Source organism: Streptomyces sp. NPDC101152, assembly GCF_044768275.1.
Lineage (GTDB): Bacteria > Actinomycetota > Actinomycetes > Streptomycetales > Streptomycetaceae > Streptomyces.
This window is the reverse complement of record NZ_JBIWPO010000002.1, coordinates 226,567-242,233: the sequence shown is the minus strand read 5'-3', so window position 1 is coordinate 242,233 and position 15,667 is coordinate 226,567. Positions and strand designations below refer to the sequence as shown.

Here is a 15,667-nt window from a genome sequence, read left to right as displayed (position 1 = left end):
CCTGCTCACGCTCCCGTGGCGACGAGGAGGGCGGCGACCGCCAGGACGACGGTGCCGGCGAGCAGCGCGCTCACATAGGTCTGCACGTTGCCGGTCTGGGCCCGCCGTACGGCGGCCCCGAGGAGGCGGGGCAGGGCGCCCGCGCCGCGTACGTAGGTCTCGACGACCTCTCGGTCCAGGAAGCGGACGAGACTCGCTCCGGCCTGGACCGGGCGGACGAACAGGGCCGCGTACACGGCGTCGAGGTGGAAGCCGACGGCCGCGTGCCGGTGCAGCGGGCCGAGCAGCAGCCGTCCCGGATCGGCCGGGTCGGGCGCGTGGGCGACTCCCCCGTAGGCGGGCGCGTGGCTGGCGATGGCCTCGGCCTCGACCTGTGCGGCGTCGCCCTCGGGGTGGGCCGCGACCGCACCCAGCGGTACGTGCGCCGCGAGGGCGGTGGTGTGGCGCCAGGCCGCGTAGGTGACGATGCCGCCGACCAGGGCCACGCCCGTGCCGACGACGGAGGTGGTCAGGGTCGGGGTGAGGTCCTGGCCGTCGAACCAGTCGGGCAGCAGGCGGAAGGTGAAGCCGCCGAGCGCGAGGGACGGTAGGGCGAGCACCCACAGCACGACGGTCATGGTCAGGGGTTGCCTGCCGTGGTCGGGGGCATCGGCGCCCCGGCCGTGGAAGGCCAGCAGCCACAGGCGCATCGCGTACGCGGCGGTGAGCAGGGCGGTGAGCAGGCCGGCGACCAGGGTGATCCAGCCCGCGGCGCCGGGGGCGTGCTCGGTGTGGCCGGTGACGACGTGCTCGGCGGCACCGAGGACGGACTCCTTGGAGAAGAAGCCGCTGAAGGGTGGGATCGCGGCGAGCGCGAGGAGCGCCACGGTCATCGTCCAGAAGGCGTCGGGGATGCGGTCACGCAGGTTGGTCATGCGGGACATGGCGGCCAGTGAGTTGGTGCCGGCGGCGTGGATGACCACACCGGCCGCGAGGAACAGCAGCGCCTTGAAGGCGCCGTGCGTGAGGAGGTGGAAGACGGCGGCCGAGCGGTCGCCGACGGCGAGGGCGCCGGTCATGTAACCGAGCTGGCCGATCGTCGAGTAGGCGAGGACCCGCTTGATGTCGTCCTGGGCGAGGGCGGCGAGGCCGGAGCCGAGCATCGTGACGGCGGCCATGACGGCGAGGACGATCATCGCGGCTCTGCAGGCCTCGAACACCGGGAGGAGCCGGGCGACGAAGTAGACACCGGCGGCGACCATCGTCGCGGCGTGGATCAGCGCGGAGACGGGTGTCGGGCCCGCCATCGCGTCGGGTAGCCAGGTGTGCAGGGGGAACTGCGCCGACTTGCCGGCCACGCCGGCCAGGAGCAGCAGGGCGACGAGTACCGGGTGGTCGAGTCCGTCGTTCGCGACGGTGTCGAGGACCTTCGTGATGCGGAAGGAGCCGGCGTCGGTGGCGAGCGCGAACAGGCCGATCAGGAAGGGGACGTCACCGAGCTTGGTCACCAGGAACGCCTTGACGGAGGCGGCGCGGGCCTCCGGGGTCTCCCAGTAGTGGCCGACCAGGAAGTAGGAGCAGATGCCCATGATCTCCCAGCCGACCAGCAGCACGATCAGGTCGCCGGAGTAGACGACGAGCAGCATCGCGGAGGTGAACAGGGAGACGAGAGCGGCGTAGGAGGGGTAGCGCGGGTCGTCGCGCAGGTAGCCCGTGGAGTAGATCTGCACGCAGGTGGCGACGACGCCGACGAGGACGGCGACGAGAGCGGCGAAACCGTCGATGTGCAGGGCGAGTTCGACCGGGACCGAGCCGGTGGGCGTGAGTTCGGTGTGTGCGTCGACGGCGCGGCCGCCGCCCTGGTCCGCGGCGACCAGTACGGCGAGTACCAGGGCCGTGAGGGTCGGCAGGACGGCGAGCGGACGGACGAAGCCGGGGGCCGTACGGCCCAACAGCAGACCGACGGCGGCCCCGAGGAACGGCAGGAGGGGGACGAGGACGGCGAGGGTGGTCGTGGTCACGCGGTGGCCTCGGTCTTCCCGGCCCGGCCGGCCTGCTCGGTGGTAGGGGCGTCGCGGTCGGGGCCGTCGGACTCGTGGCCCTCGGCGGTGTCGCGGAGTTTGTCGATGTCCGAGGTGCCGCGGTTGCGGTAGACGGCGAGGACGATCGCCAGGCCGATGCCGATCTCGGCGGCGGCGATGGCGATGGTGAACAGGGTCAGCGCCTGGCCGGAGTGGAGGGTCTCCCGGGCGGTCCGGCTGAGCCAGGCGTCGAAGGCGACCAGGTTCAGGTTGACGGCGTTGAGCATGAGCTCGACCGACATGAGGACGAGGATCGCGTTACGACGCGCGAGCACTCCGTACAGACCGGTGCAGAAGAGGAGGGCGGCCAGGACCGCGGGATAGGCGAGGTGCATCAGCGTGCGCCTTCCTGCTCGGCCGCGGCGGGGCGCTCGGGCGGGACGGGACGCTCGGCCGGGGTCCGTCCCCCGATCGGGTGATTCCGGGAATCTGGGACGGATGGGGAACCATCGGTCGACGCCCGGGAGTTCACAGGGGGAGGGCTCGACTCGGACTTAGCCTTGCGGGACAGGACGATGGCGCCGACCAGTGCGGCGAGGAGGAGGACGGAGAGGGCCTCGAAGGGCAGGACCCAGTTCTTGAAGAGGCTGGCGCCGGTGACGGCGGTGGTTCCGGAGGCGGGACCGTCCAGGTCGATCCAGGTCGTGCGGAAGGCGTCGACGACGACCCAGACGAGGGCGGCGGCCGCGGTGACGGCCACGGTGAGGGCGGCCCAGCGGTTGCCGGAGTCGGCGTCCGGGGAGCGGCCGATGGGGGCCTTGGTGAGCATCAGACCGAAGAGAAGGAGGACGACGACCGAACCGACGTAGATGAGGACCTGCACCCAGGCGATGAACTCGGCCGTGAGCAGGAGGTACTCGACGGCCAGCCCGCCGAGGGTGACCACCAGCCACAGGGCGGCGTGGACGAGCTGCCGGGTGGTGACGGTGACCAGGGCAGCGCCGAAGGTGACCAGGCCGACGAGGAGGAAGGCGATCTCGACGCCGGTCGGGGAGAGGAAGCCGTGGCTGTGCGGCGAGGCCGTGGTCGCGTGGGCCGCCGTGGCGCTGACTGCGGCGAGGGTCACGACTCACCTCCTCGCGGATCGGCGGGACCGGTCGGCTCGGGCCCGGTCGGCCCCGGCCCCGTGGGCTCGGACGGCGTCTCGGCCTGCACGGCGGCGAGCTTCTCGGCCGTCTTGCGGGCGGCGGCGATCTCCTTCGGCTCCTCCGCACCGGCGTCGAGGGCGGGTGGGGCGGGGACGGTCCACATCCACTCGCGGAGCTTGTCGCGTTCGTGGGTGAGTTCGTGGATGTCGGTCTCGGCGTACTCGAACTCCGGGGACCAGAACAGGGCGTCGAAAGGGCATACCTCGATGCAGATACCGCAGTACATGCACAGGGAGAAGTCGATGGCGAAGCGGTCGAGCACGTTGCGGCTGCGCTCGCGGCCACCAGGGGCGGCGGGCGGCACCGTCTCCTTGTGGGAGTCGATGTAGATGCACCAGTCCGGGCACTCCCGGGCGCACAGCATGCAGACCGTGCAGTTCTCCTCGAACAGGCCGATGACACCGCGGCTGCGGGGCGGAAGGTCGGGCTGGACGTCGGGGTACTGCTCGGTGACGGTCTTCTTCGTCATCGTGCGAAGGGTGACGGCCAGACCCTTGGCCAGGCCGGAGCCGGGGATGCGGGGCCGGGCGGGCGGGTGAGCGCCGCGGCTGGTGGGCGGGAGGGGCTCGGACATGGCTAGTGGATCACCACCTTGACGATGCCGGTGAGGGCGATCTGGGCGAGGGAGAGGGGGACGAGGAGGGTCCAGGAGAGTTTCTGCAGCTGGTCCTCGCGCAGGCGGGGGTAGGTGACGCGGAGCCAGATGACGACGAAGGCGAGCACGGCCGTCTTCAGCAGGGTCCACACCCAGCCGAGGCCGTCGGCGCCCCAGGGGCCGTGCCAGCCGCCGAGGAAGAGGACGGTGGTCAGGCCGCACAGGACGATGATTCCGGCGTACTCGGCGAGGAGGAACAGGGCGAAGCGCAGGCCGGTGTACTCGGTGTAGGCGCCGAAGATGATCTCCGAGTCGGCGACGGGCATGTCGAAGGGGGGGCGCTGGAGCTCGGCCAGCCCCGCCACGAAGAAGACGACCGCGCCGACGATCTGCCAGGGCAGCCACCACCAGTGGAAGGCGTCGAGGATGCCGGGGAGGGAGACCGTGCCGGCCGCCATGGCGACGGAGGCGGCGGCGAGGAGCATGGGGAGTTCGTAGGCGAGGAGTTGAGCGGCCGTGCGGAGGCCGCCGAGGAGGGAGAACTTGTTGGCGGAGGCCCAGCCGGCCATGAGGGAGCCGAGGACGCCGACGCCCATCACCGCGAGGACGAAGAAGATGCCGGCGTCCAGGACCTGGCCGACCGCGCCCTCGCCGGGGCCGATGGGGATGGCGAGGAGGACGACGAGGTACGGGAGGAGGGCCACGGCAGGCGCCAGTTGGAAGACACGGCGGTCGGCGCCGGCCGGGACGACGTCTTCCTTCTGGGCGAACTTGACGCCGTCGGCGAGGAGTTGGGCCCAGCCGTGGAATCCGCCCGCGTACATCGGTCCGAGGCGGCCCTGCATATGGGCCATCACCTTGTGTTCGGTCTGTCCCACGACCAGGGGGAAGGTGAGAAAGACGACGAAGACGACCAGGAGACGCAGGGCGACGTCGAGCGCGTCATTCACTGCGAACCTCCTGCGGGGTTGTCGGGGGCGTCCTCGGGCGCGGGCCCGTCGGCAGCCGGCTGGTCGGCGTCCGTGCGTGGTTCCGGCTCGGGGGTCGGGGGGTCGCTCGGCGCGGGTTCGTCGAAGGCCGGGCGCGCGTGGTGCCAGGGCGCGTCGGGGCTGCGCGGGGCGGTCGAGGGCTTGGGAGGGGAGGTGGTCTCGCCGCGCGGGGACGGGGCGCCCTCGGGAGTGGCCTCCGCCGGTGCCGCGTGCCGTTGACTCGCCGAGCCCTCACCCGCGCTCCGCGCACGACGCCGGGCGACCGGAACCCCAGCCGGCGGGGTCTCCGAAACGCCGGTCGAGGCCTCGGAGCTCGCCAGCCCCGACGTGGCGGCGTCGGCCGCGGACTCGGGTGCCTCCGGCACAGGCGCGGTGCCCTCGGTCGCGGGCCGCGAGTCGCCCGGGGCGCCCCCCGTTCCCGAGGTCGCCTGACTCACTGAACCGTCAGCCGCTGTACGAGCCCGGCGTGGCCCAGCCCCGGACGCACCCCCGGCAGACTGGCTCGCCGAGCCCTCCGTCGCCGAGCGCATTCGGCGCGGGGGTGTGGCCGGCGCGGGTGCCGAGTCGCCGGGAGAGCCGCCCGTGCCCGCGGTCGTCGGAGGCTCGCCAGCGGTCGGCGGTGTCTGGCTTGTCGAGCCTTGGGAGGCGGTGCGGGTTCGGCGGGGTGGGCGGTCGGCCGGGGTTCGGGTGGGGCGTTCGCCGGGGGCGGCTCGGCCCGGGCGGGTCGGTGCCGGGGGGAGTTGGCCCTTCAGGGGGCCCCATTCGTTGGGGTCGGGGACGCCCGGGGGGAGCATCTGGCGGCGCTTGGGGCCGCCGTGCTCGGACTCGCCGGGTTCCTTGGCGCCGGGCCAGGCCTTGGCGACGCGGGCGGCGAGGACGAAGTCCTTGCGGAGGGGGTGGCCCTCGAAGTTCTCGGGAAGGAGGAGGTGGTCCAGGGCGGGGTGCCCCTCGAAGACCACACCGAACATTTCGTGGGTCTCGCGCTCGTGCCAGGCGGCGCCCGCGTAGACGTCCACCGCGCTGCGCAGGGTCGGCGCGCCGTGGGGGACGGTCGTGCGGACGAGGAGGCGGCGGACCGGCGAGAGGGCCACGACGTGGGCGCAGACGCGGAATCCCGTGCCGGGTTCGTCGACCGCGCTGAGCCAGTCGAAGTACGTGCAGCCCAGCCGGTCACGGGCCGCCGCCAGCGCGGCGAGCCAGGACTCGGGTGGCACGTCCACCGTCAGGACCTCGTAGGACACGTCGGCCGTGGCCTCCGTACCGAAGAGATCCTCGACCGGGGCGGGCAGCCAGCCGACCGTGGTCATCGGCCCTCCTCGGGAGCCGCACCCGGCTGCCCTGGGCCCTTGACCAGGCCGCTCTGCAGCGCTGCCGCCGAGGGGCGTCCGGCGCCGGTGGTCCCGTACCGCTCCCCCAGCGACTCCCGGGCGATCTTCTCCTGGAGTTTGAGGATGCCCTGGAGGAGGGCCTCGGGGCGGGGCGGGCAGCCGGGGACGTAGACGTCGACGGGGATGATCTGGTCGACGCCCTTGGTGACCGAGTAGGAGTCCCAGTACGGGCCGCCGCAGTTGGAGCAGGCGCCGAAGGAGATGACGTACTTGGGCTCGGGCATCTGCTCGTACAGGCGCCTCACCGCGGGGGCCATCTTGTCCGTGACCGTGCCGGAGACGACCATCAGGTCGGCCTGGCGGGGGCCCGGCGCGAAGGGGATGACGCCGAGGCGGATGAAGTCGTGGCGGGCCATCGACGCGGCGATGAACTCGATGGCGCAGCAGGCCAGGCCGAAGTTGAAGACCCAGAGCGAGTAGCGCCGGCCCCAGTTCAGGATCACCTTCATCGGCTCGGGGGCGAGGCGGGCGAGGGCGCCCAGCCGCTTCGGCTCGGGCAGCAGGACCGGCTGCGCGTCGTTGACGTCGGTGTCTGGCGTCACGTCCATGCCAGAACGCCCTTCTTGTATGCGTACAGCAGGCCCACGGCCAGGAAGCCGAGGAAGACGAACATCTCGACGAGGGTCGTGGCACCGTAACCGGGGGCGGCGAAGACCGTCGCCCAGGGGAACAGGAAGATCGAGTCGACGGCGAAGACGACGTACAGGAAGGCGTAGACGTAGTAGCGGACCTGGGTGTGGGCCCAGCCCTCGCCGACGGGGTCGACTCCGCACTCGTAGGTCAGGAGTTTCTCGGGGGTGGGGACCACCGGTCGCAGCAGGCGGCCCGCGCCGAAGGCGACGGCCACGAAGAGCACGCCGACCACGGCGAGCAGTCCGACGACCGAGTACGACTGGAAGTAGCCCGCCGCGACGACGACGGTCGGTTCCCGCACGTCCGTCCCCTCACTCGCTGCTGTTCGACGATCTGTACGCACGGAGTCTAGGCCCTGATAAAGGGGCGGTAAGCAGCCCGTCACGCCTTGAGATCTCCTTGAGATTCCGAGGTGGGGTTTTCCCCAGTGGACGGAGGCGGCCGACCTCATGGCGCGGGCGCCCGGCGCGCGGCACGCTAGCCCATATGACCGAAGGATTCTCGCGCCGGGCCCGGGCCCCGGAGGGCGCAGACGACCGCCTGCCACCCGTGCGCTTCGCCTACGACCGGCACACCTGGAAGGAGATCGCGCATCTCCTGGTGAACCTTCCGGTGGCACTGGTCGGGTTCGTCTACGTGGTGGTGGCGCTGTTCACGGGTTTCTGGCTGGCCGTGACGGTGGTCGGGTTCCCGTTGCTGGCGGCGGGGCTGGTGGGCTCGCGGCTGCTGGGCAGGATGGAGCGGGCGCGGGCCAGGAGGCTGCTCGGGGTGCGGGTCGACGAGCCGAGCCGGCTGCCGGGCCGGGCGGCGGCGGGCGGCTTCCTGCCGTGGCTGTGGATGGCGCTGAAGGACCCGGTCGCCTGGCGCGGGGCGCTGTACGGGTTCGTCCGGCTACCCTGGGGCATCCTCACCTTCGTCACCACGCTGACCTCGCTGTTCGTGCTGTGGCCGGTGTTGCCGTTCATCGCGCGGGGGCTGGCCAACGCGGACCGGGCGATGGTGCGCGGGCTGTTGTCGCCCTCCGACGAGCTGGAGCGGCGCATCGCCGAGCTGGAGTCGGACCGGGGGGTCGTGGTGGACACGGCCAACGCGGATCTGCGGCGCATCGAGCGCGATCTGCACGACGGGGCGCAGGCCCGGCTGGTCAATCTGGCGATGGGGCTGGGCCTGGCGAAGGAGAAGCTGCTCGAGGATCCGGACTCGGCGGCGGAGATGGTCGCCGAGGCGCACGGCGAGGTGAAGCTGGCGCTGCAGGAACTGCGCGACCTCGCCCGGGGCATCCATCCCGCCGTCCTCACGGACCGGGGGCTGGACGCGGCGCTGTCCGCGGTGGCCTCGCGGTGCACCGTGCCGGTCAAGGTGACCGTGGACCTGGAGTCCCGGCCGGCCGCGGCGATCGAGGGCATCGCCTATTTCACCGTCTCGGAGCTGCTGCAGAACATCAGCAAGCACAGCGGGGCGAGGAACGCGGTCGTCGAGGTGTGGCGGACGGAGAACCGGCTGCTGATCCAGGTGGAGGACGACGGCCGGGGCGGTGCGCGGCTCGACGGCGGTTCGGGCATGCGGGGGCTCGCCGAGCGGCTGGGCGCGGTGGACGGGCTGTTCGTCGTCGACTCGCCGCAGGGCGGGCCGACCGTGGTCACGGCGGAGCTGCCCTGGCGGGACCGTTCCGGCGCCACGGGCGCCACGGGCGCCACGACGGCCAAGGGGGCCAAGGGGGCCAGAGGGTAGGGAAAACCCCCCTCCGAAGATGCCGACGCACTCCATGGTCCCCGCACCTGCGACGCAGCAAGGTGGAGGCAGGGCGGGACAGGCCGCACGAGGGACGGACGAGTAGAAACGGACGACGCCGATGGCCACGGAGTACGGACAGGGCTACGGGCACGGGTACGACAGTGACTTCGGGCTCGCGGAGCCGCGGCGGCGCCGACTGCCGGCAGGGCTGCGGGCGCCGTTCGAGGCGCGCAGCTGGCGCGAGTTCGGGTATGTGCTGCTGAGCCTGCCGATCGCGGTCATGCTCTTCACGTACGCGGTGACGATGGTGGCGCTCGGGGCCGGGCTGCTGGTGACGTTCCTCGGGATCCCGGTACTGGCGGCGGGGCTCGCCGGCTGCCGGGGGTTCGGGGCACTGGAGCGGGCGCGGGCGCGCGGGATGCTGGGGCTGGAGGTCGGGGACCCCGAGCCGCTGCGGATGAGGAAGTCCGGCCTGATGGCGTGGATGGGGGCCGTACTGAAGAGCGGCACCTCGTGGCGGACGCTGCTGTACGCGCTGGTGCAGTTCCCCTGGTCGGTGTTCTCGTTCGTGGTCGCCGTGAACTTCTGGGCGTACGGGTGGGCGCTGCTGACGTATCCGCTGTGGTTCTGGGTCTTCCCGGTGTACGCCGGTCAGGGCGGGCTCCAGCTGTACGGCGACGCGCACCACGCGGTCTACCTCGACAACGCGTTCGAGATCACCGTCACGGCGTTGGTGGGGCTGCTGTTCACGCTGGCCACGCCGTGGATCGTGCGGGCGCTGACGATGGTGGACCGGGTCATGGTGCACGGGCTGCTGGGGCCGTCGCGGCTGTCGGCGCGGGTGGTGGAGCTGGAGTCGGACCGGGGGGTCGTGGTCGACACGGCGGCGGCCGACCTGCGCCGCATCGAGCGGGACCTGCACGACGGGGCGCAGGCCAGGCTGGTGGCGCTGGCGATGGATCTGGGGCTGGCGAAGGAGAAGCTCGCCGAGGACCCGCGGGCGGCGGCGCGGATGGTGGACGAGGCGCACGGTGAGGTGAAGACGGCACTGCAGGAGCTGCGGGACCTGGCGCGGGGGATCCATCCGGCGGTGCTGACGGACCGGGGGCTGGACGCGGCGCTGTCCGCGGTGGCGTCCCGTTGCACGGTGCCGGTGCAGGTGGACGTGGAGCTCTCGGAGCGGCCGGCGCCGGCCATCGAGGGGATCGCCTACTTCACCGTGTCGGAGCTGCTGCAGAACATCAGCAAGCACGCGCGGGCCACCTGGGCGGCGGTGGACGTGTGGCGGGTCGAGGGCCGGCTGATGGTGCAGGTCATGGACAACGGCGTGGGCGGCGCGGACGCCTCCACGGGGTCCGGCCTCGCGGGGCTCGCGGAACGGCTGGACGCGGTGGACGGGATCCTGGTGGTGGACTCGCCGGCGGGCGGGCCCACGCGGGTGACGGCGGAGCTGCCGTGGCGGGGGGAGCGGGCGCTCGGGTGACGCCGGTCGGCTGGGGTTCCTCTCCCCTCACCCTCAGGACCAGCCTGCCCTCCCCTCCCCCGCGGGCCGCTCGCGCCGGTCGATGATCGCCAACGCGCCGTCAGGCGGCCGGAACCGGTCGTGTCGTGCGTGTTTTCCCGTTGATTCCCCGCTGAAATCTCGTGGCCGGGGCCCGGTCGGGTCCGGATGCTGGAATGCTGGACCACTGGCAGACGGAATCGGGCGTGGGGGGGGGCCGGAGATCGTGGAGGACAGGGTGCGGGTGGTCATCGCCGAGGACTCGGTGCTGCTCAGGGAGGGCCTGACGCGGCTGCTGACCGACCGCGGGCACGACGTCGTCGCCGGGGTCGGCGACGGGGACGCGTTGATCAAGACCATCGAGGAGCTGGACGGCCAGGGCGCGCTGCCCGACGTCGTGGTCGCGGACGTGCGGATGCCGCCGACGCACACGGACGAGGGCGTACGGGCCGCCGTACAGCTGAGGAAGGCACATCCCGGTCTCGGGGTACTCGTACTGTCGCAGTACGTGGAGGAGCGGTACGCCACCGAGCTGCTCGCCGGTTCCAGTCACGGCGTCGGCTACCTGCTCAAGGACCGGGTGGCCGAGGTGCGTGAGTTCGTGGACGCGGTGGTACGGGTGGCCCGGGGCGGCACCGCACTGGACCCGGAGGTGGTCGCACAGCTGCTCGGGCGCAGCCGCAAGCAGGACGTGCTGGCGGGACTCACACCCCGCGAGCGGGAGGTCCTGGGGCTGATGGCCGAGGGACGGACGAACTCGGCGATCGCGCGGCAGCTGGTGGTCAGCGACGGGGCCGTGGAGAAGCACGTGAGCAACATCTTCCTGAAGCTCGGGCTGTCCCAGAGCGACGGGGACCACCGGCGTGTCCTGGCGGTTCTGACCTACCTGAACTCCTGATGATGAGCTGACGGCGGGTCAGAATCGCCGCTCCGTGAGGAATCCGCCGTCCGTCCGGCCCGAGAACCGGACAAACGGTGGTCAGCGTCTTCGAGGGAGGCGCCAGGGAGCGGGAAATCATGACAATCCAGGGCGTCGGACCATCTCAAAACCGTGTCCATCATGCGAATGGCCGAGGGAAGGCGACCCTAACGGACGTAGGGTTGATCCTGGGAAGGCCTGCGGGAAGGCCGGTCCCAGACAGCCGCCTCGAGGGAGGTCCAGTTCAGTGACCAGCCAGGTCAGCAGGACAACGGAGCAGGCAGACGCGGAACCGGCGGACGGACCCGCCGTAGGAGAGCAGCGCAGGCCGGCGGGGACGAAGGACGTACGCCGGCTGGAGCGGGTGATCATCAGGTTCGCGGGAGACTCCGGTGACGGGATGCAGCTCACCGGGGATCGTTTCACCTCGGAGACGGCGTCCTTCGGCAACGATCTTTCCACTCTTCCGAACTTCCCCGCCGAGATCCGGGCGCCTGCCGGAACCCTCCCGGGTGTCTCGTCCTTCCAGCTCCACTTCGCCGACCACGACATCCTCACCCCCGGTGACGCGCCCAACGTGCTCGTCGCCATGAACCCCGCCGCCCTCAAGGCCAACATCGGCGACCTGCCGCGCGGCGCGGAGATCATCGTCAACACCGACGAGTTCACCAAGCGGGCGATGCAGAAGGTCGGCTACGCGACCTCGCCCCTGGAGGACGGCTCGCTCGACGGTTACAGCCTGCACGAGGTGCCGTTGACGACGCTGACGGTGGAGGCGCTGAAGGACTTCGACCTGTCCCGCAAGGAGGCCGAGCGCAGCAAGAACATGTTCGCGCTGGGGCTCCTGTCGTGGATGTATCACCGGCCGACCGAGGGCACGGAGAAGTTCCTGCGGGCGAAGTTCGCGAAGAAGCCCCAGATCGCCGAGGCGAACCTGGCGGCCTACCGGGCGGGCTGGAACTTCGGCGAGACGACCGAGGACTTCGCCGTCTCCTACGAGATCGCCCCGGCCACGACCGCGTTCCCGCCGGGCCTGTACCGCAACATCTCCGGCAACCTCGCCCTCGCCTACGGCCTGATCGCCGCCTCGCGCCAGGCCGACCTGCCGTTGTTCCTGGGCTCCTACCCGATCACGCCGGCCTCGGACATCCTGCACGAACTGTCCAAGCACAAGAACTTCGGCGTGCGGACCTTCCAGGCCGAGGACGAGATCGCCGGCATCGGCGCCGCCCTGGGCGCGGCCTTCGGCGGCTCCCTGGGCGTGACCACCACCTCCGGTCCCGGTGTGGCGCTGAAGAGCGAGACCATCGGGCTGGCGGTCTCCCTGGAGCTGCCGCTGCTGGTGATCGACATCCAGCGCGGCGGGCCGTCGACGGGTCTGCCGACCAAGACCGAGCAGGCGGACCTGCTGCAGGCCATGTACGGCCGCAACGGCGAGGCACCGGTGCCGATCGTCGCGCCGCGCACGCCGGCGGACTGCTTCGACGCGGCGCTGGACGCGGCGCGGATCGCGCTGACGTACAGAACGCCCGTGATGCTGCTCTCCGACGGCTATCTCGCCAACGGCTCGGAGCCCTGGCGCGTTCCCGAGCTGGACGCGCTGCCGGATCTGACGGTGCAGTTCGCGCAGGGCCCCAACCACACCCTGGACGACGGCACCGAGGTCTTCTGGCCCTACAAGCGCGATGCGCAGACCCTCGCCCGGCCCTGGGCCATCCCGGGCACGCCCGGTCTCGAGCACCGCATCGGCGGCATCGAGAAGCAGGACGGCACGGGCAACATCTCCTACGACCCCGCCAACCACGACTTCATGGTCCGCACCCGGCAGGCCAAGATCGACGGCATCGACGTCCCCGACCTCGAGGTCGACGACCCGCACGAGGCGCGCACGCTGGTGCTGGGCTGGGGCTCGACGTACGGGCCGATCACGGCGGCGGTACGGCGGCTGCGGACGGCCGGCGAGTCCATCGCGCAGGCCCACCTGCGCCACCTCAACCCGTTCCCGCGGAACCTCGGCACGGTCCTGAAGCGGTACGACAAGGTGGTGATCCCCGAGATGAACCTCGGGCAGCTCGCCACGCTGATCCGGGCGAAGTACCTGGTCGACGCCCACTCGTACAACCAGGTCAACGGCATGCCGTTCAAGGCTGAGCAGCTCGCCACGGCTCTCAAGGAGGCCATCGATGGCTGAGACGACCACGGAAGGCACGGGCACGATCGAGGCGCTCACACTCGTCCCGAAGGCCGCGGCCCGGCAGTCCATGAAGGACTTCAAGTCCGACCAGGAAGTGCGCTGGTGCCCCGGCTGCGGCGACTACGCGATCCTGGCGGCCGTGCAGGGCTTCATGCCGGAGCTGGGCCTGGCCAAGGAGAACATCGTCTTCGTCTCCGGCATCGGCTGCTCCTCCCGCTTCCCGTACTACATGAACACGTACGGCATGCACTCCATCCACGGCCGGGCGCCGGCGATCGCGACAGGGCTCGCGGCCAGCAGGCGGGACCTGTCGGTATGGGTGGTCACCGGTGACGGCGACGCGCTCTCCATCGGCGGCAACCACCTCATCCACGCCCTGCGCCGCAACGTCAACCTGAAGATCCTGCTGTTCAACAACCGGATCTACGGCCTGACCAAGGGCCAGTACTCCCCGACCTCCGAGGTCGGCAAGATCACCAAGTCGACGCCGATGGGCTCGCTGGACGCGCCGTTCAACCCGGTCTCCCTCGCCCTCGGCGCGGAGGCGTCCTTCGTGGCGCGGACCATCGACTCGGACCGCAAGCACCTCACCGAGGTCCTGCGCCAGGCCGCCGCCCACCCCGGCACGGCCCTGATCGAGATCTACCAGAACTGCAACATCTTCAACGACGGAGCCTTCGACGCCCTCAAGGACAAGCAGCAGGCCGAGGAAGCGGTGATCCGCCTGGAGCACGGCCAGCCGATCCGCTTCGGGGCGGACGGTTCGCGGGGGGTCGTACGAGACGAGGTCACCGGCGACCTGAAGGTGGTCGACGTGACCGCGGACAACGAGTCCCACATCCTGGTCCACGACGCGCACGCCGCGTCCGCGACCACCGCGTTCGCCCTCTCCCGCCTCGCCGACCCGGACACCCTGCACCACACGCCGATCGGCGTCCTGCGCTCGGTGGACCGGCCGGTGTACGACACCCAGATGGCCGACCAGCTCGACACGGCGGTCGAACAGCACGGCAAGGGCGACCTGGCCGCGCTGCTGGCGGGCGGGGACACCTGGACGGTCGTCGGCTGACGGCCTGACGGCGCTTCTACGAGGGCCTGGGTGCACGTAGGCACTGCACCCGGGCCCTCGGCACAGCTCAGACGCCCGGACCGGCGCCTCAGCCCTGCTCGGAGACTCGCTTTCGCGTGTCGTACGCCTCGCGCGCCTCCTGCACCTGCCACATCCGCTCCTGCGTCCACACCGCAAGCCCCCGCACCTGCTCGGCCGCCTCGCGGCCGAGGTCGGTCAGGGAGTAGTCGACGCGGGGCGGGATCACGGGCTGGGCGTCGCGGTGGACGAGGCCGTCGCGTTCCAGGGTCTGGAGGGTCTGGGTGAGCATCTTCTCGCTGACCCGGCCGATGGCCCGGCGCAGTTCGCTGAAGCGGTACGGGCGGTCCAGGAGCTCGATCAGCACCAGGACGCCCCAGCGGCTGGTGACGTGCTCCAGGACGAGACGGTAGGGGCACATCGCCTCGCCGGTGTCGTACTTGGCGATGGGTTCGGGGGTGCTTACGGCCATGCCAGTACCTTACTTCAAAGTGGGTACTTTCGCAGAGTTAGCGCAACCCCTAGGGTTAGTGGCATCCGCACCCCACAAGGAGATCGCAGATCATGAGCATCGTCGTCACCGGAGCCACCGGACACCTCGGCCGCCGCGTCGTGGAGCAGCTGCTGGAGAAGGTTCCCGCGGAGCAGATCACGGCCGTCGTACGGGACGAGGCGAAGGCCGCCGACCTCGCCGCGCGCGGCGTGAAGCTCGCGGTCGCCGACTACAACGCCCCCGAGACCTTCGACAGCGTCTTCGCCGCCGGCGACAAGGTGCTGCTCATCAGCAGCAGCGAGGTCGGCAACGACCGGGTCGGCCAGCACCGGGTCGTCATCGAGGCCGCCAAGGCCGCCGGTGTCGCCCTGCTCGCCTACACCAGCGCCCCCGGCACCCTCAAGGCCGCCCTCGCCGACGACCACCGCGGCACCGAGGAGATCCTCGTCAACTCCGGCGTGCCCTACGTGCTGCTGCGCAACGGCTGGTACCACGAGAACTACACCGAGAACCTCGGCCCCGTCCTTGAGTACAACGCCGTCGTGCAGGCGGCCGGCGAGGGCCGCGTCTCCTCCGCCTCGCGCGCCGACTACGCGGCCGCCGCGGTGGCCGTGCTGACCGGCGAGGGCCACGAGAACGAGACGTACGAGCTCGGCGGCGACGAGGCGTGGAGCTTCGCCGAGTACGCGGCCGAGCTCAGCAAGCAGACCGGCAAGGAGATCGTCTACAACCCGGTCACCGTGGAGGCCTACACCGGGATCCTGACCGGCGCCGGGCTGCCCGAGCCGGTCGCGGCGGTCATTGCCGGCGTCGACGCCTCCGTAGAGAAGGGCGAGCTGGTCGTGACCAGCGGCGACCTGTCCCGCCTCGCCGGGCGTCCGACCAGCACGATCGCCGACGCGATCACGGCGGCGCTGAAGAACTGA

Annotated in this window: 15 protein-coding genes; 6 read left to right on the top strand and 9 right to left on the bottom strand. The window is 71.3% G+C overall.

The window, feature by feature from the left end:
- Positions 1-5 precede the first annotated feature (5 nt).
- The 8 genes from ACIRVK_RS03645 to ACIRVK_RS03610 are packed head-to-tail and all read right to left on the bottom strand — an operon-like array spanning position 6 to position 7,114.
- Positions 6-2,000 (bottom strand): NADH-quinone oxidoreductase subunit L, encoded by a 1,995-nt coding sequence (locus ACIRVK_RS03645; protein WP_404243588.1) that lies wholly within the window; start codon positions 1,998-2,000, stop codon positions 6-8.
- Positions 1,997-2,395, bottom strand: coding sequence for an NADH-quinone oxidoreductase subunit NuoK (gene nuoK, locus ACIRVK_RS03640; protein WP_404243586.1), 399 nt, complete (start codon positions 2,393-2,395; stop codon positions 1,997-1,999). Before nuoK ends, ACIRVK_RS03645 begins: the two co-directional genes overlap by 4 nt.
- Positions 2,395-3,126 (bottom strand): NADH-quinone oxidoreductase subunit J, encoded by a 732-nt coding sequence (locus ACIRVK_RS03635; protein ID WP_404243584.1) that lies wholly within the window; start codon positions 3,124-3,126, stop codon positions 2,395-2,397. The genes nuoK and ACIRVK_RS03635 overlap by 1 nt, the downstream gene beginning before the upstream one ends.
- Positions 3,123-3,782 carry a NuoI/complex I 23 kDa subunit family protein gene (locus ACIRVK_RS03630; RefSeq protein ID WP_404243582.1) on the bottom strand — a complete coding sequence of 220 codons (660 nt, stop codon included), beginning with the start codon at positions 3,780-3,782 and terminating at the stop codon, positions 3,123-3,125. Before ACIRVK_RS03630 ends, ACIRVK_RS03635 begins: the two co-directional genes overlap by 4 nt.
- A gap of 2 nt (positions 3,783-3,784) precedes the next feature.
- Positions 3,785-4,753 (bottom strand): NADH-quinone oxidoreductase subunit H, encoded by a 969-nt coding sequence (locus ACIRVK_RS03625; protein ID WP_404243580.1) that lies wholly within the window; start codon positions 4,751-4,753, stop codon positions 3,785-3,787.
- Positions 4,750-6,099 carry an NADH-quinone oxidoreductase subunit C gene (locus tag ACIRVK_RS03620; protein ID WP_404243578.1) on the bottom strand — a complete coding sequence of 450 codons (1,350 nt, stop codon included), beginning with the start codon at positions 6,097-6,099 and terminating at the stop codon, positions 4,750-4,752. The genes ACIRVK_RS03625 and ACIRVK_RS03620 overlap by 4 nt, the downstream gene beginning before the upstream one ends.
- Complete coding sequence (locus tag ACIRVK_RS03615; protein WP_404243576.1) at positions 6,096-6,728, bottom strand: NADH-quinone oxidoreductase subunit B; 633 nt, start codon at positions 6,726-6,728, stop codon at positions 6,096-6,098. Before ACIRVK_RS03615 ends, ACIRVK_RS03620 begins: the two co-directional genes overlap by 4 nt.
- Entirely contained in the window at positions 6,719-7,114 is a 396-nt protein-coding gene (locus tag ACIRVK_RS03610) for an NADH-quinone oxidoreductase subunit A (protein WP_404243574.1), read from the bottom strand. Before ACIRVK_RS03610 ends, ACIRVK_RS03615 begins: the two co-directional genes overlap by 10 nt.
- A 185-nt stretch (positions 7,115-7,299) precedes the next feature.
- On the opposite strand from ACIRVK_RS03610, the gene ACIRVK_RS03605 reads away from it, so the two are divergent.
- From ACIRVK_RS03605 to ACIRVK_RS03585, 5 genes are all read left to right on the top strand, one after another.
- Complete coding sequence (locus ACIRVK_RS03605; protein ID WP_404243572.1) at positions 7,300-8,544, top strand: sensor histidine kinase; 1,245 nt, start codon at positions 7,300-7,302, stop codon at positions 8,542-8,544.
- 121 nt (positions 8,545-8,665) lie between these two features.
- Positions 8,666-10,030: a sensor histidine kinase gene (locus tag ACIRVK_RS03600; RefSeq protein ID WP_404243570.1), complete on the top strand. Its 1,365-nt coding sequence runs from the start codon at positions 8,666-8,668 to the stop codon at positions 10,028-10,030.
- Positions 10,031-10,286: 256 nt separating this feature from the next.
- The gene (locus ACIRVK_RS03595; protein ID WP_404243907.1) at positions 10,287-10,946 is read left to right on the top strand and encodes a LuxR C-terminal-related transcriptional regulator; all 660 of its coding nucleotides are present in this window, start codon (positions 10,287-10,289) and stop codon (positions 10,944-10,946) included.
- Positions 10,947-11,214: 268 nt separating this feature from the next.
- Entirely contained in the window at positions 11,215-13,158 is a 1,944-nt protein-coding gene (locus tag ACIRVK_RS03590; RefSeq protein ID WP_404243568.1) for a 2-oxoacid:acceptor oxidoreductase subunit alpha, read from the top strand.
- On the top strand, positions 13,151-14,230 hold the full coding sequence (locus ACIRVK_RS03585) for a 2-oxoacid:ferredoxin oxidoreductase subunit beta (protein WP_404243566.1): 1,080 nt from the start codon (positions 13,151-13,153) through the stop codon (positions 14,228-14,230). Before ACIRVK_RS03590 ends, ACIRVK_RS03585 begins: the two co-directional genes overlap by 8 nt.
- Positions 14,231-14,318: 88 nt before the next feature.
- On the opposite strand, the gene ACIRVK_RS03580 is transcribed toward ACIRVK_RS03585, so the two are convergent.
- Positions 14,319-14,720, bottom strand: a complete 402-nt coding sequence (locus ACIRVK_RS03580; RefSeq protein ID WP_404243563.1) for a winged helix-turn-helix transcriptional regulator — start codon at positions 14,718-14,720, stop codon at positions 14,319-14,321.
- A gap of 92 nt (positions 14,721-14,812) precedes the next feature.
- Between ACIRVK_RS03580 and ACIRVK_RS03575 the strand changes: the two genes are divergently transcribed.
- On the top strand, positions 14,813-15,667 hold the full coding sequence (locus tag ACIRVK_RS03575; protein ID WP_404243562.1) for an SDR family oxidoreductase: 855 nt from the start codon (positions 14,813-14,815) through the stop codon (positions 15,665-15,667).